This is a genomic window from Paenarthrobacter sp. CC6 (assembly GCF_040560085.1).
Classification (GTDB): domain Bacteria; phylum Actinomycetota; class Actinomycetes; order Actinomycetales; family Micrococcaceae; genus Arthrobacter; species Arthrobacter nicotinovorans.
Window position 1 is genome coordinate 212,198 of the sequence record NZ_JARDAN010000010.1, and the last position, 26,215, is coordinate 238,412.

General features: G+C 64.6%; 24 protein-coding genes and 1 tRNA gene. 16 read left to right on the forward strand and 9 right to left on the reverse strand.

From position 1 onward, the window contains the following. Positions 1–36: 36 nt before the first annotated feature. On the reverse strand, positions 37–1,197 hold the full coding sequence (locus tag PV760_RS12825; RefSeq protein WP_018777917.1) for a substrate-binding domain-containing protein: 1,161 nt from the start codon (positions 1,195–1,197) through the stop codon (positions 37–39). Between the two features lie 329 nt (positions 1,198–1,526). Here PV760_RS12825 and PV760_RS12830 point away from each other — a divergent pair, with 329 nt between their 5' ends. The 3 genes from PV760_RS12830 (at position 1,527) to PV760_RS12840 (ending at position 5,636) form a co-directional block, all read left to right on the forward strand. Further along, positions 1,527–2,603, forward strand: a complete 1,077-nt coding sequence (locus tag PV760_RS12830) for a LacI family DNA-binding transcriptional regulator (RefSeq protein ID WP_275778019.1) — start codon at positions 1,527–1,529, stop codon at positions 2,601–2,603. 333 nt (positions 2,604–2,936) lie between these two features. Then, positions 2,937–4,601 (forward strand): alkaline phosphatase D family protein, encoded by a 1,665-nt coding sequence (locus PV760_RS12835; RefSeq protein ID WP_354627902.1) that lies wholly within the window; start codon positions 2,937–2,939, stop codon positions 4,599–4,601. Positions 4,602–4,679: 78 nt separating this feature from the next. After that, positions 4,680–5,636, forward strand: a complete 957-nt coding sequence (locus tag PV760_RS12840; RefSeq protein ID WP_079581514.1) for an Lrp/AsnC family transcriptional regulator — start codon at positions 4,680–4,682, stop codon at positions 5,634–5,636. Here PV760_RS12840 and PV760_RS12845 read toward each other — a convergent pair. Continuing rightward, complete coding sequence (locus PV760_RS12845; RefSeq protein ID WP_354627903.1) at positions 5,617–7,065, reverse strand: amidase family protein; 1,449 nt, start codon at positions 7,063–7,065, stop codon at positions 5,617–5,619. The two genes, PV760_RS12840 and PV760_RS12845, sit on opposite strands and share 20 nt — an antisense overlap. 275 nt (positions 7,066–7,340) lie before the next feature. Between PV760_RS12845 and PV760_RS12850 the strand changes: the two genes are divergently transcribed. The 5 genes from PV760_RS12850 to PV760_RS12870 are packed head-to-tail and all read left to right on the forward strand — an operon-like array spanning position 7,341 to position 12,899. Next, positions 7,341–8,117, forward strand: coding sequence for a DUF5058 family protein (locus PV760_RS12850; RefSeq protein WP_354627904.1), 777 nt, complete (start codon positions 7,341–7,343; stop codon positions 8,115–8,117). 32 nt (positions 8,118–8,149) lie between these two features. Next, complete coding sequence (locus PV760_RS12855) at positions 8,150–8,878, forward strand: hypothetical protein (RefSeq protein ID WP_354627905.1); 729 nt, start codon at positions 8,150–8,152, stop codon at positions 8,876–8,878. Between the two features lie 48 nt (positions 8,879–8,926). Continuing rightward, positions 8,927–10,153, forward strand: coding sequence for an amidohydrolase (locus tag PV760_RS12860; protein WP_354627906.1), 1,227 nt, complete (start codon positions 8,927–8,929; stop codon positions 10,151–10,153). 18 nt (positions 10,154–10,171) lie between these two features. Next, positions 10,172–11,398 carry a CaiB/BaiF CoA transferase family protein gene (locus tag PV760_RS12865; RefSeq protein ID WP_354627907.1) on the forward strand — a complete coding sequence of 409 codons (1,227 nt, stop codon included), beginning with the start codon at positions 10,172–10,174 and terminating at the stop codon, positions 11,396–11,398. Beyond that, a complete protein-coding gene (locus tag PV760_RS12870; protein WP_354627908.1) occupies positions 11,391–12,899 on the forward strand; it encodes a carboxyl transferase domain-containing protein in 1,509 nt (502 codons plus the stop codon). The genes PV760_RS12865 and PV760_RS12870 overlap by 8 nt, the downstream gene beginning before the upstream one ends. A gap of 207 nt (positions 12,900–13,106) precedes the next feature. Here the strand turns inward: PV760_RS12870 and PV760_RS12875 are convergent. Further along, positions 13,107–13,179 (reverse strand) — tRNA-Thr (locus PV760_RS12875). A 216-nt stretch (positions 13,180–13,395) separates the two neighbouring features. Between PV760_RS12875 and PV760_RS12880 the strand changes: the two genes are divergently transcribed. Then, entirely contained in the window at positions 13,396–14,127 is a 732-nt protein-coding gene (locus tag PV760_RS12880) for an HAD family hydrolase (RefSeq protein WP_281445079.1), read from the forward strand. Here PV760_RS12880 and PV760_RS12885 read toward each other — a convergent pair. From PV760_RS12885 to tmk, 3 genes are read right to left on the reverse strand one after another with little or no spacing between them, the layout of a single operon-like run. Further along, complete coding sequence (locus PV760_RS12885) at positions 14,124–15,761, reverse strand: alpha/beta hydrolase (RefSeq protein WP_281445080.1); 1,638 nt, start codon at positions 15,759–15,761, stop codon at positions 14,124–14,126. The genes PV760_RS12880 and PV760_RS12885 overlap by 4 nt on opposite strands. Before the next feature lie 8 nt (positions 15,762–15,769). After that, a complete protein-coding gene (locus tag PV760_RS12890; RefSeq protein ID WP_055973292.1) occupies positions 15,770–16,921 on the reverse strand; it encodes a DNA polymerase III subunit delta' in 1,152 nt (383 codons plus the stop codon). Further along, complete coding sequence (tmk, locus tag PV760_RS12895; protein ID WP_079581505.1) at positions 16,918–17,577, reverse strand: dTMP kinase; 660 nt, start codon at positions 17,575–17,577, stop codon at positions 16,918–16,920. The genes PV760_RS12890 and tmk overlap by 4 nt, the downstream gene beginning before the upstream one ends. 83 nt (positions 17,578–17,660) lie before the next feature. Here tmk and PV760_RS12900 point away from each other — a divergent pair, with 83 nt between their 5' ends. Beyond that, a complete protein-coding gene (locus PV760_RS12900; RefSeq protein ID WP_026267188.1) occupies positions 17,661–18,845 on the forward strand; it encodes a trans-sulfuration enzyme family protein in 1,185 nt (394 codons plus the stop codon). Between the two features lie 10 nt (positions 18,846–18,855). Continuing rightward, complete coding sequence (locus PV760_RS12905) at positions 18,856–19,197, forward strand: DUF2516 family protein (protein ID WP_018777902.1); 342 nt, start codon at positions 18,856–18,858, stop codon at positions 19,195–19,197. A 37-nt stretch (positions 19,198–19,234) separates the two neighbouring features. On the opposite strand, the gene PV760_RS12910 is transcribed toward PV760_RS12905, so the two are convergent. Then, positions 19,235–20,074: a class I SAM-dependent methyltransferase gene (locus PV760_RS12910; protein ID WP_181423323.1), complete on the reverse strand. Its 840-nt coding sequence runs from the start codon at positions 20,072–20,074 to the stop codon at positions 19,235–19,237. A gap of 131 nt (positions 20,075–20,205) precedes the next feature. Here PV760_RS12910 and PV760_RS12915 point away from each other — a divergent pair, with 131 nt between their 5' ends. Beyond that, positions 20,206–20,952, forward strand: coding sequence for a phosphoglyceromutase (locus tag PV760_RS12915; RefSeq protein WP_018777900.1), 747 nt, complete (start codon positions 20,206–20,208; stop codon positions 20,950–20,952). 87 nt (positions 20,953–21,039) lie between these two features. On the opposite strand, the gene phoU is transcribed toward PV760_RS12915, so the two are convergent. Beyond that, entirely contained in the window at positions 21,040–21,693 is a 654-nt protein-coding gene (gene phoU / locus PV760_RS12920) for a phosphate signaling complex protein PhoU (protein WP_018777899.1), read from the reverse strand. Positions 21,694–21,892: 199 nt separating this feature from the next. On the opposite strand from phoU, the gene PV760_RS12925 reads away from it, so the two are divergent. Then, on the forward strand, positions 21,893–23,176 hold the full coding sequence (locus PV760_RS12925) for a sensor histidine kinase (RefSeq protein ID WP_354627917.1): 1,284 nt from the start codon (positions 21,893–21,895) through the stop codon (positions 23,174–23,176). Continuing rightward, entirely contained in the window at positions 23,173–23,853 is a 681-nt protein-coding gene (locus PV760_RS12930) for a winged helix-turn-helix domain-containing protein (protein WP_020608526.1), read from the forward strand. Before PV760_RS12925 ends, PV760_RS12930 begins: the two co-directional genes overlap by 4 nt. A gap of 140 nt (positions 23,854–23,993) precedes the next feature. Here PV760_RS12930 and PV760_RS12935 read toward each other — a convergent pair whose 3' ends face one another. Then, on the reverse strand, positions 23,994–24,572 hold the full coding sequence (locus tag PV760_RS12935) for a hypothetical protein (RefSeq protein WP_018777897.1): 579 nt from the start codon (positions 24,570–24,572) through the stop codon (positions 23,994–23,996). A gap of 291 nt (positions 24,573–24,863) precedes the next feature. Here PV760_RS12935 and PV760_RS12940 point away from each other — a divergent pair, with 291 nt between their 5' ends. Both PV760_RS12940 and ispD read left to right on the forward strand, forming a co-directional pair. After that, entirely contained in the window at positions 24,864–25,346 is a 483-nt protein-coding gene (locus tag PV760_RS12940; RefSeq protein ID WP_011690592.1) for a CarD family transcriptional regulator, read from the forward strand. A gap of 85 nt (positions 25,347–25,431) precedes the next feature. Then, entirely contained in the window at positions 25,432–26,214 is a 783-nt protein-coding gene (ispD, locus tag PV760_RS12945) for a 2-C-methyl-D-erythritol 4-phosphate cytidylyltransferase (RefSeq protein WP_039239785.1), read from the forward strand. Position 26,215: the final 1 nt, after the last annotated feature.

Genomic DNA, 26,215 nt, shown 5'->3' on the forward strand with positions numbered 1-26,215 from the left:
GTGCGGGGGCCTGGGCCCCCGCACCGTAGGATCTGGCTACTTCTTGTAGGAGTCCTGGATGTCCTTGGGAGCGTCCTCGTGGTAGACCTGCTTCCAGGCTTCAAGGACGTTCGAGTGGTCAACAGGGAGGGCGCTCAGGGCCACGTACGGAGGTGCTTGCTTGCCGAGAAGTGCTCCTGCCGCGAGCCGGGCTTCGGTGACACCCTGGTCGAACGGAACCTGGGCGCCGAGGCCGACGACGAGTTCGTCCTTGGCCAGGGCGATGGCCACGTTCTTGCCGAGGTCTTCCGTGGCGATTTTCAGGTCCTGCCGGCCGGCCGCGCGGGCCGCCGCCATGACGCCTTCAGCCGGGACGTCCCACACGGCCCAGATGCCGGCCAGGTCAGGGTACTTGCTGATCATCGCGTTGGCAGCAGCCTGTGCGTCTCCAGCGAAGTCCGGGCCCGCGATGCCCTTTTCTTCGACGATCTGGATGTCGGGGTATTCCTTGGCGATAGTCTCCTTGAACCCTTCGTGTCGCTGCTTGGTCACGAAGAAGTCGGCTTGGTGAAACACGAGGCCGATCTTTCCCTTGCCGCCCAGGGCTTTGGCCATCTGGTGAGCGGAGACGACGCCGTTGCCGTAGTTGTCAGCCGAAACAACTGAAACGTAGTCCGTGCCGGGAGTCAGACCCTGGGGGACGTTGTCCATGAAGACGAGCTTTGTGCCGGCAGCCGCAGCCTTTTTGTACGCGGAGGCCGTGGCCACCGGGTCCGTGGGGATGGAGACGATGACATCCGGGTCCTGCGTCATGACGGTCTCGATATCCGAAACCTGCTTGTCCGGCTTGAAATTCGCGTCCGTTGTCGCGATGACCTTGATGCCGAGCTTTTCGAATTCACTCTTGAGGCCGTTGACCTGGGCCGTTGCCCAGTCGTTGCCGCCGTAGTGCATCACGATTGCTGCCTTGGCGTTGAGTGCCTTGATCTTCTCGATCTCCTCCGGCGTCAGATCTGACACGGATGCCGGGGAGGGGGATTCGCCGTTGGGGCCCTTGCTCAGGACCTGGCCCTTGATCTTGTCGAGGGCCTGCTGGGCCTTTTCGGACACGCCGGCGTCGGGTGCGTTCGACGTGCTCGCCGCCGAGCTGCTGCACGAGGCTACGGAAAGTGACAGGACAGCGGCCAAAGCCACGAGGGGAAGCCTGCGGATCATCATTGTTCTCCAGTGCTTATGAGGGGATGTGGTGGTGGAGGGCGGGAACGAGCGCGCCTGCAACCGGTGTTAGGGCGGACGGACCCTTCTCGGCGGAACCGTCGATGGTGGACGCCGAAGAGTCTGCGGGGGCGGTCCGCTTCATCCTTGGTGAACCCGGACCGTAATCGCTAACGGGAGTTCCGTGAACGTTTACGGAACCGATCGTAAACGTTTACGGTAGAGAGTGTCAAACATCACGCCCCGCCCATTTCGAAGTAACCGGATGGGACGGGCGCACGTAGTATTGGTACGCATCGGCCCGGTTGGACGGTGTGGGGACAGGAGAGAGCGTGTCAGGCATAACGGTTCCACGTGGAGCGAACGGGCAAACAGGAGCCACGTTGCGGCGGAAGCCGACCATCAACGATGTGGCGGAGATTGCGGGCGTGTCCTTTGGTACTGTCTCCCGCGTCCTGAACAACGCCCCGGACGTGAGTGCGGCCACCCGGGAACGCGTCCTGCAGGCCATAAAGGACATCGGCTACCGCAGGAACCGGGCAGCCACTGCCCTTGTCACCAACCGGTCAACATCCATCGGGCTGCTCTCTGATGGTTCCCCGCGGTTCGGTCCGGTAGGGACACTCATGGCCCTGGAAACCGTTGCACGGAAGAAGGGGTATGCCACAACAGTCATCAGCGTGGATAAACCCTACGACGAGTCCGTGCAGGCGGCCTTGGACACTCTGGACGACACCGGCGTTGGGGGCATCATCGTCGTCGCACCCTTGGTCGACATGGCGTCGGCTGTCTGGAATGCCTCCTGCCGGGTACCCGTGGAAATGATCGCGGCAGGAGCGTCATCAACTCCGAATGTCTTCACTTACTCGGAAAACCAGGAACTCGGAGCCCGGCTCGCCACCCAGCATCTCATCGACCTCGGCCACACCGACATCGCGCACTTGGCAGGCTCCATGGACTGGTTTGACGGGCGCGTGCGCAAGCGCGGCTGGGAGGCAGCCCTGGGCGACGCCGGACTTCCGCCGGGGCTGTGCCTGGAGGGCGATTGGAGTCCCCGATGGGCCTATGAAACCGGCCTCCGCCTTGTCCGGGAGGGAAAGGTTCCCCAAGCTGTTTTTGCAGCCAGCGACCATACGGCACTCGGACTCATACGGGCCTTGACCGAAAATGGAATCCGTGTCCCGGAGGACGTCAGTGTGGTGGGCTTCGACGACATCGAAGGTTCAGACTATTTCCTGCCCCCGCTGACCACTGTGCGCCAGGACTTCACAGCCCTGGCGCACATGAGCATGGAGGTCCTCCTGGGCGCCATGGAGGGGCGTGAGGTTGACCGCACCCCGATCGCGCCCACCCTTGTTGTGCGCGAAAGTTCCACGCGGGCAACACGCCATTCAGGAAGAGATACCTAGCCTGCAGGGTCCTGCTGGCAGGTCAGCTTGAGCGGACCTTCCGTTGGGACCTGAGCACGACGACGGCGCCTGCAACGAGCAGCAGCCAGCGGACGATCCGGCCTTCGCTTCCCGGGGCCATTTCTCAGGCCGGCGCTCGGGGAAGTCCCAGTGCGCGCCAGTCTCGATGCCTGGTTGTTCGCGGGGGTAGGAGGGGTGGTCGGCGGGGTCGAGATCGGCACCCCACCCCGGGATCCGGGCCCGCAAAGTGTGCTCCCTTCAGGACTGGCAACCCACGAAAATCTTCACCCCACCCTCACATTCCGTTCATGACGGCCGGAAAAGGTGGATGCCATGACCGACTTTTCACGCCGCACCCTCGTCAAGTCCTCCCTCGCCGGCCTTACGCTGGCCGGCCTCACCGTAGGGGCCGCCGGCCCGGCCGGCGCAGCACCTGCAGCCATCCCGCTGGTCCGCAAGCGACTCACCCTCCCCACGGGCATTGCCACCGGGGACGTCACCACGGATTCGGCCGTCCTGTGGTCGCGCGCCTCAGGACCCGGACGTCTCACCGCCACCCTCAACGCCATCGACGACGCCGGGGAGCTCCTGCGTGGACGCTACGGGTTCAGCCGAACCATTCGTGGACCTCTGGCCACGGAAGCCAGTGACTTCACCGCGAAAATCCACGCCAAGGGACTGCCTGCGGGCACCAGGTTCAGGCTGGAGCTGAACTTTGAGGATGAGAACGGCATGGGCGAAGCCGGGCAAGGCACTTTCAGCACGGCCCCAGGAAACAAGGAACCCAACGACGGCGGCACGTCGGGCGGCCGCGGAGGCGGCAGGCCGGCGTCGTCCTCCCAGTCCTTCGTCTGGACCGGCGATACCGCCGGCCAAGGCTGGGGCATCAACGAGGAGATCGGCGGCATGCGCGGTTACAAGGCCATGCATGACGTGCGGCCGGACTTCTTCATCCATTCGGGAGATACCATCTACGCCGACGGCCCCATCGCGGAATCAGTAATTGAGAAGGACGGCCAGGTCTGGCGCAACATCGTCACCGAGGAAGTCTCCAAAGTAGCCGAAACCCTCAAGGAATTCCGGGGCCGGCACCGCTACAACTCCCTCGACGCCAACATGCGTTCCTTGTTCGCCGACGTGCCGGTCATCGCGCAGTGGGACGACCACGAAACGCACAACAACTGGTACCCGGGCCAGGTCCTGGACGACGCGCGCTATACCGAACGCAACGCCAACGTCCTCGCCGCGCGCGGGCGGCAGGCGTGGCAGGAGAACATGCCGATCGCGGACTCGGCGGCGCTGTGGCGCCCCGGAACCTACGACGCCGGCCAGTACCAGCCCGCACGCATCTACCGCAAGATTCCACGCGGCCCGCAACTGGACATCTTCTGCCTGGACATGCGGACGTACAAGTCGCCGAACACCGACGGCAAGGAGCCCTACACCACCAACATCCTGGGCCAGGAGCAGGTGGACTGGCTGATCAAGGAAGTCCGGCAGTCCAAGGCCACCTGGAAGGTCATCGCCGCGGACCTGCCCTTGGGCATCGTGGTGCCTGACGGTCCCGTGAACCAGGAGAGCCTGTCCAACCGGGACAATGGTGCGCCGCTGGGCCGGGAACTGGAGATCGCCGGGGTTTTGAGCGCCTTCAAGAAGTATGGCGTGAAGAACACGGTGTGGCTCACCGCCGACGTCCACTACTGCGCCGCCCACCATTATTCTCCGGAGCGGGCATCCTTCAAGGACTTCCAGCCATTCTGGGAGTTCGTTGCGGGGCCCATCAACGCCGGCTCTTTCGGCCCGAACGACATGGACGGGACCTTCGGGCCGGACGTCGTGTTTTCCAAGGCGGGCCGGTTCCCGGGTGAGTCCCCGCGCAACGGGGAGAACCAGTTCTTCGGGCATGTGGAACTCGGTTCGGATGATTCGTTCACCGTGAGTCTGCGCAACGCCAATGGAGCTGCGGTGTTCTCGAAGGTGCTCAGCCCCGAACGCTGACCGTCGCCGCGCTCCGCCGCTCCGGGAGTCCGTGGTCAAATTGACCCGTACCCATGAACCGGAGCGGACGGAGCGCGCATGGTGCTGTTTGACCCCTTGGAACGGCAGATCGTTGCCGCCTTGCAGTTGGACCCCCGCTGCCCGTGGCGCAAGATGGCCGCGGTGCTCGGGGAAGCCGAGCGGACAGTGGCGCGCCGTGGATCGCAGCTGCTGGAATCCGGTGCGGTGGCCGTTGTCGGGATCCGCCCCAGGCCCGCTGTAGTGCTGGTGCAGATGCGATGCATGCCTGGAACGGTCCGTGCCGCCGCTCAGGCCTTGTCGCAGCGCAATGACACTACGTTCGTCTACACCACCACGGGAACCGGCGACTGTGTGGCCGAGATCCTCACTGAACCGTCCCGTATGGGCACCGTCCTGTCCGATGAGTTGCCGTCCACTATTGGTTTACGCGATTCCACCAGCTATCCCGTTCTTCGGTACTTCCGCACTATCCGAGGTTGGCGGCCTGAGATCCTCACCGCTGACCGGGTAGAGGCATTCCGTTCAGCCCTGACCCCTGATTCGGGCGTCCTGGTTCCGCGGCAGGAGCTCAGCCGCCAGGACAACGAGCTCATCGATGCGCTGTGCGCCGACGGCCGGATGAGTTTCGAAGCGCTGGGGCGCCGGGTTGGTGTTTCCGAGGCTACGGCGCGTCGGCGCAGCGAATGGCTGCTGACCAACAACCAGGTCCACTTGCGGGCGATCGTTGAGCCTGCCGCTTTCGGTCTTGGTGTCGAGGCCCTGCTGTGGATCCGGGCGTCGCCGCACCAGGTCGAGCCGGTGGGAAAGAGCCTCGCGGAGCTCCCCACTGTCCGCTATGCTGCGGCAATTGCCGGCGACTATCAGATCATGGCGGACGTCACTGTGGAGGACATGTCGTCCCTCTATCGCTTCATCACCGATTCGGAATGGGCCCGGAACGCCGCTGGCGTGGACGTTTCCATCCTGCTCGATGCCCGCAAGCGCGGTGGTCGGCTCATGCGCTCACCGTCGTAAGCCGTGCCGGTTCTGCTGTGACAACAGGGGCGACGGCGGCGTAGCCCGTCTGCTGCTCGAAGGCGCGCCCATAGCGGAGAAGCTGCATATCGGTGTAGTGGTTGGAAGCGAGTTGAAGCCCGATGGGCAGCCCGGCGGAGCTGAACCCGGCGGGGACGCTGAGGACGGGGAGCCCCGTAGCGGACAACAGGCACGCCGAGCGCATCCAGTCCAGGTAGGTTTCGGAGGCAACGCCCGCGACGTCGTCGGGATAACGAAGCGTAGCGTCGAAGGGAAGCACCTGGGCGCAGGGGCTTGCGAAGAGATCGAAGCGGCCGAAGAACTCCTGCACGCTGCGTTCCAGGCGAGTCCTGGCAGCCGTGGTTTCGATGAGGTCCCGGGCAGTCAGCGCGAACCCCTTGTTCACGTTCCAATGCACTTCCGGCTTGATGACGTCGCCGGAACGCTCCAGGATCGGGCCCAGTCCTGCGGCGAAGTCCATGGCCCGGGTGTTCCCGAAAACGAGGTCAGCCTCGCTGAAGTCCGGCGTTGCTTCCTCGACGATGGCCCCCAGGTCTGCGAACACCGACAACTGCCGTTCCAGGTGCACCAGGATCTCCGGTTCCACCGGCACGCCGATGCCAAAGTCGCGCGACCAGCCGATCCGCACACCCCGCATGTCCGTCTCCAAGCTGGAGCGGAAAACCTTGGGATCCAGCCCCTCGGGGTGCGGTACTCGGGGATCGCTGCCTGCGGTCACGGACATGAACAACGCAATGTCCTCCACGCTGCGGGCCATAGGCCCTGTCCTTCCCAGCCACGCATAGGCGTTGACATCGGACGGCATGGGGATCACCGCCGTCGACGGCCGGAAGCCCACCACGTTGCAGAACGAAGCCGGGATCCGGAGCGAACCGCCCATGTCGCTGCCGTCGCCGATCGCCTGGATCCGGGAAGCGACGACGGCGGCCACCCCGCCACTGCTGCCCCCGGCGCTCAGGGCGGGCGCGTACGGGTTGGTGGTGGTTCCGAAGAGGTCGTTGAACGTGTGTGATCCGGCTCCGAACTCGGGAACGTTGGACTTGCCGGTGCTGACGACGCCCGCCGACTTGAGCCGCGCAATGATGAGGTCGTCGGCATCGGGCACGAAGTCGCGCAACGCCAGGGAGCCTTGGGTGGTGCGCATGCCCGCAGTGTTGTTCGTGTCCTTATGGGTCATGGGCAGGCCATGCAGGGGAGGCAGTTCGGCCCCGGACGCCGTCAGCTGATCGGCATTGAGCGCCAGGGCACGTGCGCCTTCGGCATCCAACGTCACCACGGCGTTGATCACCGGGTTCACATCCGAAATCCGCTGGAGATGATCGTCCAAGGCTTCGCGCGCCGAGATTTCCTTGCTGCGGATCGCGGCGGTGAGTTCGACGGCGGACAGCTCGCCAATGGTGCTGGACATGGTGCTCCTTTGCTGGATATTCGCTTGCTGAAAGTGTGCCGAGTCACATCGCACCCCGGAAGGGCGCCCCGCCCAAGCGGCATCGTTTGACTGTTTCGGCCAGATATTTGGCGGATTCCGTCAGCTATTGTATGTGATCCGGCTCATAGCGGAAGGTGTTGCTAACCCACTGGCCGATCCGGTCGATGGGCATGGACCCGCCCCAAGCTGTAGCCCGCGCCGCACAACGTCGTCCGGTTGGGAACTGCAGGAGGGGCTTTCACGCGGAGGTTTCCATGTTCCAACCCCAGGCATTTCAGCCCCTGACAGCGCAGCCGTTGGCTGCCGGCAGCTCCAGCGACATCCTGGCCATAGCCAACAACCCGGTTCTCTGGATCTGCGTTGCAGGCGTGTTCGGCGTCATCATCGTCCAGTCCGTCATCTTCATGAAGGCGGCCCGACGTGCTGCCCCCTCCGTGGAGATGAGCAGCCAAGACATCCGGACGTCGTTCCGGTCCGGGGCGGTTTCGGCGATCGGCCCTTCTCTCGCCGTCTCCCTCGTAGCCATCGCCCTCCTTGGTCTGTTCGGCGCACCGGCGGTCCTCTCCAGGATCGGCCTCATCGGCTCCGCAGCTTACGACGTCTCGGCCGCGGGCATCGCTGCCGGGTCCATGGGGGCCAAACTCGGCGATGCCAGCTACACCCAAAGCGTCTTCGCGGTGGCCTTCTTCGCCATGAGCATCGGCGGAGCCATGTGGATGCTGGCCACCCTCATCCTCACTCCAATCCTCCGTAAGGGTGACGCCAAGATCCGTTCGGTGAATCCGGCCGCCATGGCGATTGTCCCGGCAGCCGCATTGATCGGTGCGTTCTCCTGCCTTGGCCTGACGGAACTTCCCAAGTCCGGCATCCACGTCCTCTCCTTCGTCGTCTCTGCCGCCGTCATGGGGCTCTGCTTGCTGCTGGCCAAACGGCTCGGCAAGAGCTGGTTGCGCGAATGGGGCCTGGGCTTCTCAATCGTCATTGGCCTTGGTGCCGCTTTCCTGGCCGCCGCGCCCGGACTGGCCGCCTGAGAGACCGTCAGGGACACGAAAGGAACAACATCATGACCTCCACCCTCACCACCTCAGCCACCACGAATGCCATGGCGGACTTCAACCGGACCACGTCCCGCTGGGGGCAGATCACCATGATCGCCGGACTCCTCATCTCAGTGGCCGGTCCCTTGTACCTGGTCTTCGCCGGCGGCTTGGACATCGCGCCGGCCCAGCTCTGGATCGCCTTTGCCGCGGTCGCCGCAACATTCGGCATCATCTGGATCGTCGAGCCGCTGACCTACTTCCCGATCCTCGGCCCTGCAGCTATGTACCAAGCATTCATGATCGGCAATATTTCCAACAAGCTCCTGCCCGCGGCGTTGATTGCCCAAACCAACATCGGCGCAAAGCCGGGAAGCAAGCGGGCCGAACTGGCCGCCGTTGTTGCCATCTGCGGAGCCGCAGTGGTGCACCTGGTCTCGCTCGCCATCTTCGTCGGCCTCCTGGGCAGCTGGCTCATCAGCGTCATTCCGCCGTCGGTGCTGACCGTTACCCGGCTGTACGTCCTGCCCACCGTCCTCGGCGCGGTGCTGGTCCAGGCCATCGTCTCCATGAAGCAGCCCCGCACCACCGTGTTCGCACTGGTGGTGTCCGCCGTCGTCGTCTTCGTGGTGCTGCCCCTGGTGCCGTCGCTTGCCATGGTGTCCACCGCGATCGCCGTGCTGGGGACCATCCTGCTGGCGTGGTTCTTCCGCGGAAAGCAGGTTGCAGCCGCCACACCGGTCCACGTCGAGTAGTAGCCGCCGCCCCCCACACCGTCAGAACGCAGCAGAAAGAAGAAGACCATGACCCAAACCGCCACTGTCCTCCAGCTCGATACCGAACAGACCACGGCGCTCCACGAGCTGTACCGCAGGCTCCACGCACACCCCGAACTCTCCATGCAGGAGCACGCCACGGCTGCCCTTATCGAGGAACAGCTGGACCGGCTCGGTGCGGACCACTTCCGCTGCGGCGGGACAGGAGTGGTCGGCATCCTGCGCAACGGTGAGGGGCCCGTCGTCGCGTTCCGCGCGGACACGGATGGGCTGCCCATCGAAGAGGCCACGGGCCTGGACTACGCCAGCACGGACACGGGGATGCTGGACGGTTCCGAGGTTCCGGTAATGCACGGCTGCGGCCACGACACCCACGTGGCCAGCCTGTTGGGAGCTGCGGAAATCCTCGCCGGAAACCAGGACGCCTGGTCAGGGACGCTGGTGCTGATTTTCCAGCCCGGTGAAGAAACGGCCGCCGGGGCGCTGGCCATGCTGGAGGACGGGCTCTGGGACAGGGCTCCCCGCCCGGAGGTCGTGTTCGGGCAGCACGTCATGCCACGGCCCGTGGGCACAGTATCGATTTCCAGCGGTCCGGTGGCAGCAATGGCCGATTCCCTCCGCGTGACGGTCCACGGACAGCAGTCGCACGGCTCGCAGCCCCAGGACTCCATCGATCCCATCGTCATGGCAGCCCACATGGTTACCCGGCTGCAGACCATCGTGTCCCGCGAGCTGGATCCCCGGAAGTCCGCCGTCGTAACGGTTGGAACCTTCCACGCCGGCCTTAAGGAGAACATCATCCCGGCTTCCGCGGAGTTCACCCTCAACATCCGCACTTTCGACGAAGAGGTCCGAGGCCAGGTCCTGACCGGTGTCCGACGCATCATTGAGGCCGAGGCAGCTGCCTCCGGAGCACCGGGCCCGAAGATCGAAGAGCTGTACCGCTTCCCGCAGTGCTACAACGACCCCGACGCCGTTCCTTCTGTTTTGGAGGCACTGCGAGATGCGTTGGGGGCTGAGTCTGTCGAGGTGACCCCGCCCATGATGGGCAGCGAAGACTTTGGACACCTGGGTACGGCCATTGGCGTCCCTTCCGTGTTCTGGATGTTCGGCGGTACGCCGGGTGCTGTGTTCGACGGTCCGGGACCTGTCCCGGTCAACCATTCGCCCTTCTTCGCCCCCGAGCTGGAAGGTTCCCTGGCCGGGGGAATCTCTGCCGCCGTCGCCGTCCTCCTGTCCCGCCTGGGCAACTGAGCTGCAAGGAGCGTCCCCATGACTTCAGCATTGACCGAACCGGCACCTGCGCTTCAGGACACCGGCGGCCCGCTTTCCGGCAGGCTCGTGGTGGACCTCAGCCGGGCGCTCGCAGGCCCGCATGCGGCCATGATGATGGGCGACCTGGGAGCACGGGTCATCAAGATCGAGAATCCTGGCACGGGGGATGACACCCGCGGGTGGGGTCCGCCTTTCGTCGGCCCCGAGGACGATCCACAGGCCACCTACTTCCTCTCCTGCAACCGCAACAAGGAGTCCCTGGCCCTGGACCTTAAGAGCGACGACGGCCGGACAGTCCTGCGCCAACTCCTGGAACGTGCGGACGTGGTGGTGGAGAACTTCCGGCCGGGCGTGCTTGAGCGGCTTGGTTTCAGCACCGACGCCATGCACGCCATCTACCCGCGCCTGGTGATCCTGTCCATCACCGGATTTGGCCACGATGGTCCCGAATCACAGCGCAGCGGTTACGACCAGATCCTCCAGGGCGAGGCCGGGCTCATGTCCCTGACGGGCTCGGGACCCGATGATCCACAACGCGTGGGCGTGCCCATCGCGGACCTGCTCTCCGGTATGTACGGGGCATACGGGGTGGTCGCCGCCCTGCTGGAACGCGAACGGACCGGCCAGGGGCAGGTGGTGCGGACGTCGCTCCTGGCATCACTGGTGGGGGTCCATGCTTTCCAAGGGACCAAGGTGACGGTTGCGGGGGAGTCGCCTGAAGCCCAGGGCAACCACCACCCCTCCATCGCGCCGTATGGGCTCTTCCGTTGCCGGAACGGAAGTGTGCAGATCAGTGTCGGCAGCCAGAAGCTGTGGGCGGCCTTCACCTCCGCCTTTGGCCTTGATCACACGGCCAAAGGCGTTGCCACCAACGCTGATCGGGTGCGGAACCGCACGCACGTGATCGACGTAGTCGAAACAGCGTTTGCCGACTACGACGCCGAACCGTTGCTGGCGAAACTTGCCGCGGCGGGAATTCCCGCCGGGAAGGTGCGCTCCTTGAAAGAGGTCTATGAGTGGCCCCAACTGGCATCCCAAGGCCTGCTGATCGACGTTGACCACCCGGTGCTCGGAGCTGTCACGCTGCCCGGACCGCCGCTGCGTTTCTTCGACAACGTCTCCGGGGCGGAAGCCACCCGGCGAGCCCATTGTGCGCCTCCGGTGCTCAACCAGCACAACGAGGAGATCCGGGGCTGGCTCGCGGGGGAGGACATTGATGACTGAAACGGCTACGCGACGGCGCCTCGGCGCGCGCGAACTGCTGGAGACAATGCTCGACGCCGGGAGCTACCTTTCGTGGGACGCCCCGGTTCGCGGGGCCGACGTCTTCCCATCCGTCCCTGAAGGGTACGCTGCCGAGCTGGCTGCCGCCGCCGGCAAATCAGGCAGCGATGAGTCGATCCTCACCGGGGAGGGCCGGATACGGAACCATCGGGTCGCCGTCGTGGTTTCCGACTTCGCTTTCCTGGCCGGGTCCATCGGGCGCGATGCCGCCCAAAGGTTGGTGTCCGCCGTCGAACGCGCCACCAAACAGGGCTTGCCTCTCATCGCCATGCCGGCGTCTGGAGGGACCCGCATGCAGGAAGGTACCAGCGCGTTCCTGGCGATGGTGGAAATCGTCGCCGCGGTCCAGGCACATCGAACCGCGGGCCTGCCGTACTTGGTGTACCTCCGGCATCCGACCACAGGGGGAGTCATGGCATCGTGGGGTTCGCTCGGGCACGTGACTGCTGCCGAGCCGGGTGCGCTCCTGGGTTTCCTGGGCCCGCGCGTCTATGAGGCACTGCATGGAGAGGCTTTCCCCTCTGGTGTCCAAACGGCGGAGAACCTCTTCGACCACGGATTGGTGGACGCCGTGGTTCCGCCTGAAGGGTTGGGGGACTACTTTGGGCGGGTGCTGGATCTGCTCCAGCCCGGGCACGTGGTGGCCGGCGGTGCGCTGCCGTCCACCAGCTCCGCCACGGCCGGGGCAGCCGGGCAGACTGCTTGGGAGTCCGTCCTCCGTTCCCGGGATCCCCTGCGGCCATCCACTGCTGAACTCCTGCGGCATGCCGCGGGCAGTGTTGTGTTGCTGCGTGGGGCGGGTGATGGCACCAAAGACCACGGCATGCTGGTGGCCCTTGCCCGATTCGGCGCCACCTCGTGCGTGCTGGTGGGGCATCAACGGAACAACGCGATGGGACCGGCCTCGCTGCGGGATGCCCGGCGCGGGATGCGTCTGGCCAAGGAACTGCGGCTGCCGCTGGTCACCGTTATCGACACACCGGGGGCCTGCCTCTCCCGGGAGGCCGAAGAAGGCGGGCTCGCCGCCGAGATCGCCCGCTCGTTGTACGACCTCCTCGGAGTGGGAACAGCTACGTTGTCAGTCCTGCTGGGTCAAGGAACCGGGGGAGGGGCGCTGGCCTTGCTCCCGGCAGACCGTACGATCGCAGCCCAGCATGCGTGGTTGGCACCCCTGCCCCCGGAAGGGGCGTCAGCGATCGTGCACAGGACCACGTCCCAGGCTCCCGCGCTCGCCGAGAGCCAAGGCATCACTGCCTCTGTGCTTGCAGGCCGGGGAATAGTGGACGTGGTGGTGGAGGAAGTCCCGGATGCGGCGGCCGCCCCGGTGGAGTTCTGCCGCCGGGTAGGTGCGGTGATCGCCGTCGAGCTTCAAGGCCTGGCGCGGCGGGGTGCGCCCGGCTTGCAGGCACGGCGGTCCAAGTACCGGGCGCTGATCGGCTAGGTTGCGACCGTCTTCCGGCGGCTCATGGGCGAACCTGAAGCTTGGAGAAGCGCGGTACCAGTGCCACCTCAAAATCCCCCTTTGATCAATATTTCGAACATATCGACTATCCGGTGGATATGTTCGATATTTCGACCATCGCCGAGGCGTCGAAGGGCAAAAGAAACCCCCCGGAAATCACATGATTTCCGGGGGGTTCCTTGTCTGAGCTTCCTATCAGAATCGAACTGATGACCTTTTCATTACGAGTGAAACGCTCTACCGACTGAGCTAAGGAAGCACCGCGTTCATCCCCGGTTTCCCGGGCGATCACGCAAGACATAACTGTAATAGAGGCACCGCGCCCGGGTCAAAACGAGCACGGTGGCGGCCGTTGCGGGGATGTTCACCCGGGCGTCGGGCCCGGTTCAGGCTGCGGTTTCCCGCTCGCCGGAAGCTGGGGAATCAACTGCGGCGGGGTCCACTCGCCGCGAAGCACAGCTGAAGGAGCCGCTCAATGACCGGGGACGCACTGACCAGGGACGCCAACCACACACCCAACCGGCTGAAGCTGGCGGTCGTGGACATGGTGGGGACTACCATCACCGACGATGGCCGGACCGGGCAGGCTATGTCCCGGGCGCTGGTGGAACACGGGATTGAGCCGGGCAGCAGCCGTTTCGAGAGCATGCTCGGCTATGCCCGGGACACCATGGGCGTCTCGAAAATGACGGTTTTCAGCCACTTGTTCGAGGACCCTGCCGTGGCCCGGAGTGCCAACAACGTCTTCGAACGGGCGTACGACGACATGATTGCCGACGGCGGCATCCGCCCCATTCCCGGAGCGGAAGACGCCATCTTGTGGATGCGTGAGGCCGGGATGCAGGTCTGCCTGGCCACCGGCTTCGGACGCCACACCCAGAACATGGTGCTCGAATCATTGGGGTGGATGGGCCTGGCCGATCTCAGTCTGTGCCCGGCGGATGCCGGACGCGGACGACCCTACCCGGACATGATCCTCACCGCAGTGCTCGCACTCGACCTCGATGACGTGCGCGAAGTCGCCGTGGTGGGCGACACCAGCTCGGACATGCTCTCGGGCGTCCGTTCGGGGGCCTCACTCGTCGCGGGGGTGCTGACCGGCTCACACTCAGAGGCAACCCTGCGCGCGGCCGGCGCCACCGCCGTCGTCGATTCCATCAAGCAGCTCCCGCTCCTGGTGGAGAAACGCGAAGCCAGGCACCTCTAGCAGGTGAGGCCGTCCTGCGGCAGCTTTCCGTCAACAAAGTAGTCGTCGACGGCGGAGCTGACGCATGAGTTCGAGCGGCCGTAGGCGGTGTGCCCCTCGCCTTCCCACGTGACGAGGGAAGCGTTCTCGAGCTGCTTGCGCAGCGACTGCGACCACGCCAGGGGAGTGGCGGGGTCTCCCGTGGTGCCCACCACCACGATGGGAGCTTCACCGCTGTACTTGACGGGCGCCGGTGTCCGGGTGTTCGGGTACGGCCAGTCCTTGCAGTTCACGCCGCCGTAGGCAAAGAATGCACCGAACGTGGGGGAGTCCTGGATGAGCCTGGCCTCCTCCGCACGCATGCCTGCGGTGTCCATGACCATGGGGTAGTCCAGGCAGTTGATGGCTTGGAAAGCGAAAGCGGAGTTGGAGCTGTACGTTCCGTTGGGTTCGCGGTCCGCGCCAAGGTCGGCGAGCCGCATCATCTGCGAAACGTCGCCGGAGAAGGCACTGTCCAGGGCCTGGGTCAGTGCCGGCCAGCTCTGGTCGTTATAGAGGGGCAGGATGAGGCCGTTGACGAAGTCGTTGCCGGTAACCAACCGGCCGTCCTTGGCGGTTTGCGGGTTCTCGTCCACGGCGCTGATGAGGTCCCTGATTTCCTGCACACCGTTTTCCACCGACCCGCTCATAGGGCACTGGTTCTGCTTCTGGCAGCTGGCTACGTAGGTGTGGATTGCCTTTTCGAACGCCTTGGCCTGGCCTGCGGTCAGCTCCTCATTGCTGATGGACGGGTCCACCGCTCCATCGAGGACCAGCCGGCCAACGTTGTCCGGGAAGAGCGATGCGTAGGTGGACCCAAGGAACGTCCCATAGGAAAAGCCCAGGTAGTTGAGCTTGGCGTCATTCACCACGGCACGCAGGATGTCGAGGTCCTTGGCCGCGCTGACGGTATCAATGTGTCCTAGGACGGGCCCTGTCTCCTGGGCGCACTGCTCGGCAAAGGACTTGTTGAACGCTATCGCCGCTGCCAGGCCTTCGTCGGTGTTCTTGCGGAACACCTTTGCCCTGGCGGCATCACGCTCGGCGTCGGTCATGCACTTGACCGGCGCGGAGTCCTTCACGCCACGGGGGTCGAAGCCCACGACGTCGTAATTCGCCCGGAGTTTTTCTGTGAAGTGCGTGGTGCCTGCATCTTTGATGAAGTCCACCCCCGAGCCCCCGGGACCCCCGGGGTTGACCAGGATGGAGCCCTTTTTGTCTCCGGTGCTGGGCAGCTTGATGGCCGCGAGGGTTATCTCCGCGGAACCCGGCTGCGCGTAATCCATGGGGACCTGGATCTTGCCGCACTGCAGTCCGTCTCCGCAAGAGCTCCATTCCACGGACTGCGAGTAGAACTTCTCCAGGCCCTTGGGGGCCGAGGCCGCGATGGAGGGATCCACAGTGCTGGTGGAGGGCTTCGCGGTGGGCGCCGGCAGGAACGGCACCGTGCAGGCGCTGAGGACCAGCATTGACGCCAATGCCACGCACATCGCCGCGAACCCGCGGCTGCGGGTTCCACGTCGTGCAGCCCCCCGAGGAACAGCACCACCCGCAGACAGCCGGGCAGACCGGTCCCTTGAAGGGTTACCGGCGGGCCGGCGGGGTGCGGACGTCATGCGTTCTCCTATTGCTGGATGAGGCTGGTTGCCATGGACTCGACCGCCAACAGCGGGGCCACGTTGGTGGTGGTGATACGGACCCGGGCTTTGTTGATGGCGTCCATCCGGGCCAGGGTGGTTTCCGGCGTTGAACGGCCTGCGTATTCTTCCAGATCACCCTTCAGCTCAACGTTGACCAGTTCAACGGCGTTCCCCAATTGGATGATCAGTACGTCCCGGTAAAAGGACAACAGATCCGTCAGGGTACGGTCCAGGGAGTCCGTGATGGAGCGTTTGGCGCGACGCTTCTGGTCATCCTCAAGCTGCTTGACCTGGCTGCGCATGGAGGGCGGCAGAGTCCCGGACTCGGGGGCGCCAAGACTCGCGAGCAGCGCTATTTTCTCAGCGGCGTCCCGTTCATCGTTGGAGCTGTTGGCTTCCTCCGTGGCGATCTTGACCAGCTTCTCGGCCATCATCACAGCGGCCGTGACTCCCCGCAGGCCCAAGGGGATCCGAACGGTCTCCAGGCGGCGCTCCCGGGCATCCGCGTCGCGGGCGAGGCGGCGGGCAATGCCGATATGGCTCTGGGCCGCCCGCGCCGCCCGCTCCGCAAGCTGGCGCTCGACGCCGTCGCGCCTGACCAAGAGGTCCGCGACGTCGGCAGCCGGCGGAAGCCGCAGGCTCACCGGACGGCAGCGCGAACGGATGGTGACCAGGACGTCGGCCGGCGAAGGGGCACACAGCATCCAGATGGTGCGCGGGGTCGGTTCTTCGATGGCCTTCAACAGGACATTGGTGGTGCGTTCGGCCATGCGGTCCGCGTCCTCCACCACGATGATCCGCCAGCGGCCCGTGGCCGGACGGTCTCCGGCCTTGGAAACAAGCTCGCGGGCTTCATCGATGGTGATGGTGACTTTTTCCGTCCGCACGAAGGTCACATCGGAGTGGGTCTCGCCGAGGATGGTGTGGCACGCCGCGCAGACACCACAGCCACGCTGCGTGACATCATCCTGCTCACAGTTCAGTGCCGCGGCGAACGCTTTTGCCGCATTTGAACGGCCCGAGCCGGGGGGACCGGTGAAGAGCCACGCGTGGGTGAGGCCCGTGTCGCCCTGCGCCGCCTGCTTCAGTTGTGCGACAACCGGGGCCTGGCCCTGGAGGTCGTCCCAGACGCTCACTGGCGTGAACCGGGAACCCGGTCACTCAACAGTGACTCCACGCGCTCCAGGATCCGGGCAGCCAAGGCCTCGATTTCCTCGCCGGCCGGCAGGACCAGATAGCTCGATGGTGCGGCCTCGGCCAGATCCAGGAAAGCGTGGCGGATGGCTGAATGGAACTCGTCAGGCTCGGATTCCAACCGGTCCTCGGCGGTGTCCCCTGCGGTGCGGCGTCGGCGGCCATGGGCGGGGTCGACGTCGAGCAGTACCGTCAGGTGCGGATGGAGGCCTTCGGTGGCCCATTCGTTGAGGGACAAAACGCCTTCAGCGCCCAGGCCGCGGCCAACACCCTGATAGGCGACGGAGGAATCAACATAGCGGTCCGTGATGACCACCGTTCCCTGAACCAAAGCCGGGCGGATGACCTGATGCGCGTGGGCCGCGCGGGCAGCGGCGAACATCAGGGCCTCGGTACGGGCATCGATGGTGCCGTGGCCATGGTCGAGCACAAGGGAGCGCAGTTTCTCGCCAATAGGGGTGCCGCCCGGTTCCCGGGTGCGCAGTACGGTGAGCCCCCGGGATTCGAGGGCGTCGGAGAGCCGGGCGGCCTGTGTGGACTTGCCCGCTCCGTCCCCGCCTTCGAACGCGATGAAAAGACCTGTGCTCTGAATACTCACGCGTCTAGCCTACCGAGCTTCCCTGACAGCAAAGGCGCGTAATGCCTTTCATCCACAGCATTCCCCGCGACTACGCTGAAAGCATGAGCCTTTCCGATCAGCACGCCGCCGAATTGTCGCCTGAAACCGTTGTGGTTGCTGCCGGTCGTCCTGAACGCGCCCACGACGAACCGGTGAATCCACCCATCGTCCTGTCCTCCACATACTTCGGTACAGGCAGCCTGGGCGACGGCGACCGGGGCTATGGCCGCTACGCCAACCCCACCTGGGACCCCTTCGAGGACGCGCTGGCCAAACTTGAAGGCGCCACCCTGCCGGGACTGCTTTACGCATCCGGGCTGGCCGCGGTGAGTTCGGCGCTCTCCCTGGTTCCCGCCGGGGGCGTCGTGGTGATGCCGTCCCACAGCTACGCAGGTTCGCTCGTCATGGCCACGGAGCTGGCGGAGAAAGGCTTCCTGGAACTCCGCACCGTGGACATCACGGACACGGAGGCGGTGAAGGCCCTGATCAGCCCTGAGGACGGCAAAAAGGCTGACCTGCTGTGGCTGGAAAGCCCCACCAATCCCATGCTCGGAATCGCAGATATCCGCGCGCTCACTGATGCCGCCCACGCCGTGGGTGCCCTCGTGGTCACGGACAATACCTTCTCCACGCCCCTGGTTCAGCAGCCCCTCAGCCTGGGCTCCGACGTCGTGCTTCACTCGGTGACCAAATACCTGGCCGGGCATTCGGACGTCGTCCTCGGGGCTTTGGTGACGTCCAACCCTGAGCTGCGCGCCACGCTCCTTCACCACCGCATCATCCACGGCGGAATCGCCGGGCCGTTCGAGGCCTGGCTGGCTCTTCGCGGCCTGCGCACGCTGGCGTTGAGGATCGAGCGCTCGCAGGCCTCCGCAGCCACGCTCGCTGAAAGGCTCAGCACCCATCCACGCGTGGAAGCCATCCGGTTCCCCGGCCTCCCCACGGATCCGGGCCATGAGCGCGCGAAGGCCCAGATGAAGGGTTTCGGCTCGATCCTGTGCATCCAGATCGCCGGCGACAACCAACGCAGCGGTGCCGAAGCTGCTGACGAACTGGTCCGCGCGTTGCAGCTTTGGCTCCCGGCAACATCACTGGGCGGAGTTGAGTCGCTGATTGAGCGACGACGCCGGCACACCGCCGAGCCGCTGAGCGTTCCGGAGAACCTGGTCCGCTTGAGCGTCGGAATTGAGAACGTGGAAGACCTCTGGTCCGACCTTGAGCAAGCACTGAAGGCGTTGGACAGCTAGGCTGGAGGACGTGGACGGAAAAATCTTGATCGCGTACGTCACCTCCGGGGTCTACATCATCCTGGGACTGGTGGCCCTTGCCTTGGAACTGTGGGCATTCGTTGATTGCCTGCGCCACCGACCCACCCTGTTTGTGGCCGCTTCCAAGCGGACCAAGACTTTCTGGTTGGCCCTCACCGGCGTGGCTCTCGCCATCGGTGGACTGACGATGCTTACCGGCGGCGGCAGCCTTGGCCTCTTCGGCATCGCTGCAGTCACAGCCTCCTGCGTCTACCTCGCCGATGTCCGTCCGGCAGTCCGCGAGGCTGGCAGCGGCGGAAACCGCAACGTCGGCCCGTACGGACCCTGGTAGACCCAGCCCCTGCTGTATCAGCGCTGGCCCTGCTGAATCAGTGCTGGCCGGGCGCCACCGCGTCCCACGCCACCGTCATTTCTCCAAGGCGCCACCGCGAAGGGCCATCCTGAAGCGGCCACCCGGCGTCGCGCAGTGAACGGCACATCCCGGTCCAGCGCTGCCTGTTGCCGAACGAAGCCAACGGCGCCGCCTCCAGCCAGGCCTTGTCCATTGCCTGCAGGAACGCGTGGATCGGCTCACCCGGCACGTTACGGTGAATGAGCGCCTTGGGCAGCCGCTCGGCAACCTCGGAAGGCAGCTCGAAGCTTCCGAACCGGACAGAAAAACTCAGGCTCAGCGGACGCTCCGGATCCAGGGCCACCCAGGTGACACGGCGGCCGATTTCGTCGCACGTGCCGTCAATGAACAGTCCGTTCGGCGCCAGGCGGGACTGCACCAGGGCCCAGATCGCGGCGACGTCCGCTTCTTCATATTGCCGGAGCACGTTGAATGCCCGGACCAGCACGGGATTGCCCGGCACCGGAACTTCGAAACCGCCTACCGAGAAGCTGAGTCCGGGTCTTTCCAGGGCCTTGGCGCTGCGGACACGCTCCGGTTCAATCTCGATTCCACGGACCTGTACATCCGGGCGGACGGCCTGCAGCCGTTCGAAAAGCTCCACGGCGGTGGCCGGCGAGGCGCCATAGCCCAGGTCCACTACCAAAGGCTCGACGGCGGTGCGCAGCCGCCACGCCTGCGGGCCGGCCAGCCAGCGGTCCAGCCGCCGCATCCGGTTGGGGTTGGTGGTGCCGCGGGTAATATTGCCGATCGGTTTGCGTAACGGGTTGCCGCCCCGACTGCGGGGAGAGCCCACCCGTTCCGCCTTTTGCACCACGGCCCCACTTTATCCTGCAACGCCGGGTCGCTTACGGCCCGTTCGATGGCGTCTGATGGGCCGTGACTGAGCCCACGTTGCTGTTCGTAACGCCGGGCAGGGCACCGGAGCCCTCGGCTAGGATGAAAACCATGACTTACAAGCTGATTCTGCTGCGCCATGGCCACAGCGAATGGAACGCCAAGAACCTGTTCACCGGTTGGGTGGACGTTGACCTGAACGACCAAGGCCGCAAAGAAGCAGTACGCGGCGGGGAGCTCCTGGTAGAGAACAACATCCTCCCGGATATCCTCTACACCTCCCTGCTGAAGCGTGCCATCAACACGGCCAACATGGCTTTGGACAAGGCCGACCGTGGCTGGATCCCCGTCAAGCGCGACTGGCGCCTCAACGAACGCCACTACGGTGCGTTGCAGGGCAAGGACAAGGCCCAGACCCTCGCCGAATTCGGCGAAGAGCAGTTCATGGAATGGCGCCGCAGCTACGACACACCGCCGCCGCCGCTGTCCGATGACAGCGAGTTCTCCCAGGCGCACGATGTCCGCTACAAGGACCTCGGCGACGCCCTGCCCCGCACCGAATGCCTCAAGGACGTCCTGGTCCGCCTCCTCCCTTACTGGGAATCGGACATCAAGGAAGACCTCAAGGCTGGCAAGACCGTTCTGGTCACGGCCCACGGCAACTCCCTGCGCGCCCTGGTCAAGCACCTGGACGGCATCAGCGACGACGCCATCGCCGGCCTGAACATCCCCACCGGCATCCCGCTGGTTTACGAACTGGACGAGGACTTCCAGCCGATCAAGCCCGGTGGAACCTACCTGGATCCCGACGCAGCTGCTGAGGCCATCCTCGCGGTAGCGAACCAGGGCAAGAAATAGGGCTTCGCGGTTCTTCGCCCCAGACTAACGACGGCGGCCGGTCACCTCAGGTGACCGGCCGCCGTCGTATGTTCTGCGGTTTGTGCGTTAGAAGCCCTCAGGCTGCCATTCGCCCGTCACCAGGTAGGTGACCTTGCGGGCAACCGAGACGCCGTGGTCGGCGAAGCGCTCGAAGTAGCGGCTGGCCAAGGCAACATCCACCGTGGTGGCGGGGTTCTCGTTCCATTCGGGGGAGGCGATGGCCTTGAAGACGCTGAGGTGGAGGTCGTCCACGGCGATGTTGATCTTGAGGATGTCGCGGGCAACTTCAAGGTCGCGCGTCTCGAGGAGCTCGATGACCTTCGCGGTGATGTCGATGTCGTGCTGGGCCATGGCCTTGAAGGTCTGGGTCAGCGAAGCAGGAATCACGGTTGCCGGGTAGCGCAAGCGGGCCAGCTGGGCCACGTGGCGGGCGAGGTCGCCCATGCGCTCCAGGGAAGCGCTCATGCGGAGCGAACCCACGATCATGCGGAGGTCGCTGGCCACGGGACCCTGCAATGCCAGGATGTCGATGGCGCGCTCATCAAGGCTGTTCTGCAGGAAATCGATCCTGGCATCTGCCGCAATGACATCCTGTGCAAGGTCCACATCGGCGCCTTCGAAGGACGTCGTGGCCTTCGTGATCGCTTCGTGAACGAGCTTGGAGATCTCGATGAGGTCGTCACCTACCTGGGTGAGCTCCTCCTGAAAAACCTTGCGCACTAAGGCGTCCTTTCCTTGGAAATCCCGGGCCCCGTGAAGGGACAGGACTTCAAAAACATTGGCAGTCCAACCAGTAACTGTGTCAGTGCCCCGTGAACTGTTTGGCACCTTTAGATGAACGTTAGTTGAACCGTCGGTGTTTGGCGCTGGATCAATGCTCCGCCCTGATTCCACAGCATAAGCTGGACACGTGGATCCGTTGCTCATAGGTGTCATTGCAGGCCTCGTCGGCTTGTCGCTGGGCGTCTTTGGCATGCTCGCTTTCAGGATCAGCGAACGGCAGCGCAGCATCGTGGACCTCGACGTCGCCGAGCCCCTCCTCCCTGAGGGGGCAGCGGAAGTCCTTGCCGTCGTCGGGCGTGCGTTCGTCGTGGTGGACGCGATCGACGGCGTGGTCCGTGCGAGCCCCGCCGCTTACGCCTACGGGCTGGTCCGCGGCCACACGGTAGTGCATAAGCAGCTCCTCGACATGACCGCCAAGGTCCGCCGCGACGGTGTGATCCTGGAGGAACAATACGAACTTCCCCGCGGGCCGCTCGGCAAAGGCACCATCGTGGTGCAGGTACGGGCCGCCATGCTCGGCTGGGAATATATCGTCCTCCTGGCCGATGACCGGACCGAGATCACCCGCACCGAGGAGATCCGCAACGACTTCGTGGCCAACGTGTCCCACGAACTCAAAACCCCCGTCGGCGCGATCTCGCTCCTGGCCGAGGCCTTGGAAGCATCGCCCGATGACGAAGAAGCGGTACGCCGCTTCGCCAAGCGCATGCACAAGGAGTCCGGCCGGCTGGCGGCCCTGGTCCAGGACATCATCGAACTCTCACGGCTCCAGGGCGCCAACGTCGCCCAGCAGGGCCACGCTGTGGACATCAACACGGTGATCACCGAAGCCGTGGACCGTTCGCAGCTTCCCGCCGAGAGCAAGAACATCCAGATCGTGGTGGGCGGCCACTCCGATTCCCTGGTCTTCGGGGACCGCGACCTCCTGGTCACTGCCCTGCGCAACCTGATCGACAACGCCATCCGTTACTCCCCTGAAAACACCCGCGTGGGCGTAGGTGTCCGGACCCGGGAAGGCGTGGTTGCCGTCTCCGTCACGGATCAGGGCGAGGGATTGACGCCCGAGGACCAGGAACGGGTGTTCGAACGCTTCTACCGCGTCGACGCAGCACGTTCGCGGCACACCGGCGGCACCGGCCTTGGCCTCAGCATCGTCAAGCACGTTGTCTCCAACCACGGCGGCGAAGTGACCGTCTGGTCGCAGCCCGGCCAGGGTTCCACCTTCACCATCCGACTGCCCGAGATGGAAGGTCAGGACGACGACGCCGGCCTCCCGCCTTCGGCTGCTACGGCGGCGCTTCCGCCCGGGCCCGCAACGGCTGGTGCCGCCGTCGAACCTGGAATTGCTGCCCGGCAACCCCACCACGTGAACCACCAAGGGGGCGCCACTGGCGCCCGAGAGCAAGGAGCCAGCGCTTGAGCCGGATTTTGATAGTGGAGGACGAAGAGTCCTTCAGCGACCCTCTGTCCTATCTTTTGGGCAAAGAGGGGTTCGACGTCGAGGTAGTGGACAACGGCAGCGATGCCCTGGTTGAGTTCGACCGGAACGGCGCAGACCTCGTCCTCCTCGACCTGCAGCTGCCCGGAACGCCGGGAACAGAGGTGTGCCGCCAGTTGCGCCAACGCTCCAGCGTCCCGGTGATCATGCTGACAGCCAAGGACTCGGAGATCGACAAAGTTGTGGGGCTCGAACTCGGAGCCGACGACTACGTCACCAAGCCGTATTCCTCCCGCGAGTTGGTGGCCCGTGTCCGCGCGGTCCTCCGCCGGCAAGGGGAGCCCGAGGAGCTCATCACCTCCACGGTCCAGGCCGGTCCTGTCCGGATGGACATCGAACGCCATGTGGTCAGTGTCAACGGCGAGCAAGTTTCCCTGCCGTTGAAGGAATTCGAGTTGCTGGAGATGCTGCTCCGGAACTCGGGCCGCGTCCTGACGCGTGGACAGCTCATCGACCGTGTGTGGGGGTCCGACTACGTGGGGGATACCAAGACCCTGGATGTCCACGTGAAGCGCCTGCGCAGCAAGATCGAGCCGGATCCGTCAGCGCCGCGCTATCTGGTGACCGTGCGCGGCCTGGGCTACAAGTTCGAGCCGTAACCCCTGGCGGAGTTTTTGTACGGATAACGCCCTTTAGAAGCCTTCTAAAGGGCGTTATCCGTACAAAAACTCCAGAGGGGGCAAAAAGGAAGGGTCCCGCCGCGGCGGGACCCTTCCTTTGTGTGTTCTTGGCAGGGGCCTTAGTGGCCGGCTGCGGAGCTCGTGGAGGTAGCGGACGGGGTGGCCGAGCTGGTCTCGGTGCCCGTTGCGCCGGGAGTTGCCGAACCGCTCGGGCTGGCCGAAGGGCTGGGGCTCGGGAGGTACTTGGCGTACTCGGGGAGGGTGCCGTCAACCACCGGGACGTTGATCGTGGCGGAGTCGGAGCCGCTGCGGATCGTCACGGGAGTCAGCCCGCCGGGAATGACTCCAGCGCTGCTGAGGATGGCGGGGTCGGCAGCGTCGTTTAGATAAGTCTCGGACATTGCCTTGACCGGGATCTCGGTCTGGGAGCCGTTGGCGCCGCTGATCGACAGCGTGGCGTCGGAGTTCGACTGGTTGAATACCGCACCGATGACGCGGCCAGGCTGGTTTTCGCCGGAAGCAACAATCAGCATGTTGCGCAGCTGCAGCTTGCCGAGGTCGGCCTTGACCCCGTCTGAAGCCGAATACTGGTGCGAAGTCTGCTGGGCGTTGACGAAGCCACAGCCGGTGACGGACAGAAGGCCGACGCCGATTGCAGCGGCCGCAATTGCCAGCTTGCCGCGCTGGACAGTGTTCATCGCAGAAATGCGCACGACAACTACTCCTAGAGTCATTGGAAACTTTTTCAGCCATAGCCTATCGGCAAACGGTCCAAAACAAGGATTCGGGAGGGCTTTGTGGCGGAGTCGGTGGAGAAGTCCGGCCGCTCACACTGGGTGCCTAATGCATCTTTCGGCGAATACGTCAAGAGGTTGGATGAACCCGTTTAAGGCCTGTTTCCCTGTATTGGCGCGGGTGAGGAGGCCTTTGGGTGCCAGTCGTATGCCTTAATCGTGATAGACTAATCTGCGGGAAAGGGGAAAGTCCACATGGTTTTTGAGGTCGGCGAGACAGTAGTTTACCCTCACCACGGTGCAGCAAAAATTGAGGAAATCAAGATGCGCACCATCAAGGGCGAAGAGAAGATGTATCTCAAGCTCAAGGTGGCTCAGGGTGATCTGACCATTGAAGTTCCAGCAGAGAACGTTGACCTTGTTGGGGTCCGGGACGTAGTGGGCAAAGAAGGCTTGGAGCACGTTTTTGACGTTCTCCGCGCCGAGTTCACTGAAGAGCCTACCAACTGGTCACGTCGTTACAAGGCGAACCTGGAGAAGCTTGCTTCCGGCGATGTCATCAAGGTGGCAGAGGTCGTTCGCGATCTTTGGCGCCGCGATCACGATCGCGGCCTTTCGGCAGGCGAGAAGCGAATGCTGGCCAAGGCACGGCAGATTCTGATTTCAGAACTAGCCCTGGCTGAGAAGACGGACGAAGAGAAGGCTGCAAGCGTTCTTGACGAGGTCTTGGCTTCCTAAGAATTGAGCCCCGGTGGTGCGAAAGCGCCGCCGGGTTTCTTTTTGCCACAAATCACCCCTGATGCCTCGCAGTACTCTGGTGACCATGAGTATTCCTTCCAAGCGCGCCGTCACGGCCGTGATCGTGGTTGCCGCCGGCTCCGGTGAGCGGCTCGGCTACGGCATGCCCAAAGCCCAGGTTCCGCTGGGCGGCGAGACCATCCTGATGCACGCCCTGCGCGGAGTTGTTTCGTCCGACGTCGCACGCCAAATCTGCGTAGCCGTGCCCAAGGGCGACACCGTCCTGCGCGAGTCCATCGCGGACTTCACAGTCGACCTGGTGGATGGTGGCCCTGAGGTCACAGTCGTCGACGGCGGTTCCTCCCGCGCGGATTCCGTCCGCGCTGCCCTGGCTGCCTTGGAAGACGGAACGGAATTCGTCCTCGTCCACGACGCAGCCCGGGCGCTCACCCCTGAACGGGTCTTCCAGCGGGTCGCCGATGCGTTGTCGTCCGGCGCCAAGGCGGTCATACCCGCAATGCCGGTGGTGGACACCATCAAGACCGTCGCAGAAACGGATGTCCAGGACGCCTCCATAGCCCCCGAGGTTGTCACCGGCACGGCACCGCGCGAACAGCTCCGCGCCGTCCAAACCCCCCAGGGCTTCGAACTCGCCACCCTGCGGCGGGCACATGAGGCCGCAGAACTCTTTGACGACAAGCAAGCCGCCGCGGTCACCGACGACGCCATGCTGGTGGAACTCCTTGGCGTCCCGGTCCACGCCGTCCGCGGGGCAAGCCAATCCCTCAAGATCACCACGCCGCTGGACCTCATCATCGCCGAAGGCCTCCTGGAAGGCCCCCTTGGGATTCGTTGGGTGGAGGGATAGT

What these genes read in the sequence shown, in the direction of transcription:
- PV760_RS12825 (WP_018777917.1), bottom strand. Translation starts at nt 1,197, where the DNA reads ATGATGATCCGCAGGCTTCCCCTCGTGGCTTTGGCCGCTGTCCTGTCA.
- PV760_RS12835 (WP_354627902.1), top strand. Translation starts at nt 2,937, where the DNA reads ATGACCGACTTTTCACGCCGCACCCTCGTCAAGTCCTCCCTCGCCGGC.
- PV760_RS12840 (WP_079581514.1), top strand. Translation starts at nt 4,680, where the DNA reads ATGGTGCTGTTTGACCCCTTGGAACGGCAGATCGTTGCCGCCTTGCAG.
- PV760_RS12845 (WP_354627903.1), bottom strand. Translation starts at nt 7,065, where the DNA reads ATGTCCAGCACCATTGGCGAGCTGTCCGCCGTCGAACTCACCGCCGCG.
- PV760_RS12850 (WP_354627904.1), top strand. Translation starts at nt 7,341, where the DNA reads ATGTTCCAACCCCAGGCATTTCAGCCCCTGACAGCGCAGCCGTTGGCT.
- PV760_RS12855 (WP_354627905.1), top strand. Translation starts at nt 8,150, where the DNA reads ATGACCTCCACCCTCACCACCTCAGCCACCACGAATGCCATGGCGGAC.
- PV760_RS12860 (WP_354627906.1), top strand. Translation starts at nt 8,927, where the DNA reads ATGACCCAAACCGCCACTGTCCTCCAGCTCGATACCGAACAGACCACG.
- PV760_RS12865 (WP_354627907.1), top strand. Translation starts at nt 10,172, where the DNA reads ATGACTTCAGCATTGACCGAACCGGCACCTGCGCTTCAGGACACCGGC.
- PV760_RS12870 (WP_354627908.1), top strand. Translation starts at nt 11,391, where the DNA reads ATGACTGAAACGGCTACGCGACGGCGCCTCGGCGCGCGCGAACTGCTG.
- PV760_RS12880 (WP_281445079.1), top strand. Translation starts at nt 13,396, where the DNA reads ATGACCGGGGACGCACTGACCAGGGACGCCAACCACACACCCAACCGG.
- PV760_RS12885 (WP_281445080.1), bottom strand. Translation starts at nt 15,761, where the DNA reads ATGACGTCCGCACCCCGCCGGCCCGCCGGTAACCCTTCAAGGGACCGG.
- PV760_RS12900 (WP_026267188.1), top strand. Translation starts at nt 17,661, where the DNA reads ATGAGCCTTTCCGATCAGCACGCCGCCGAATTGTCGCCTGAAACCGTT.
- PV760_RS12915 (WP_018777900.1), top strand. Translation starts at nt 20,206, where the DNA reads ATGACTTACAAGCTGATTCTGCTGCGCCATGGCCACAGCGAATGGAAC.
- PV760_RS12935 (WP_018777897.1), bottom strand. Translation starts at nt 24,572, where the DNA reads ATGAACACTGTCCAGCGCGGCAAGCTGGCAATTGCGGCCGCTGCAATC.
- PV760_RS12940 (WP_011690592.1), top strand. Translation starts at nt 24,864, where the DNA reads ATGGTTTTTGAGGTCGGCGAGACAGTAGTTTACCCTCACCACGGTGCA.
- ispD (WP_039239785.1), top strand. Translation starts at nt 25,432, where the DNA reads ATGAGTATTCCTTCCAAGCGCGCCGTCACGGCCGTGATCGTGGTTGCC.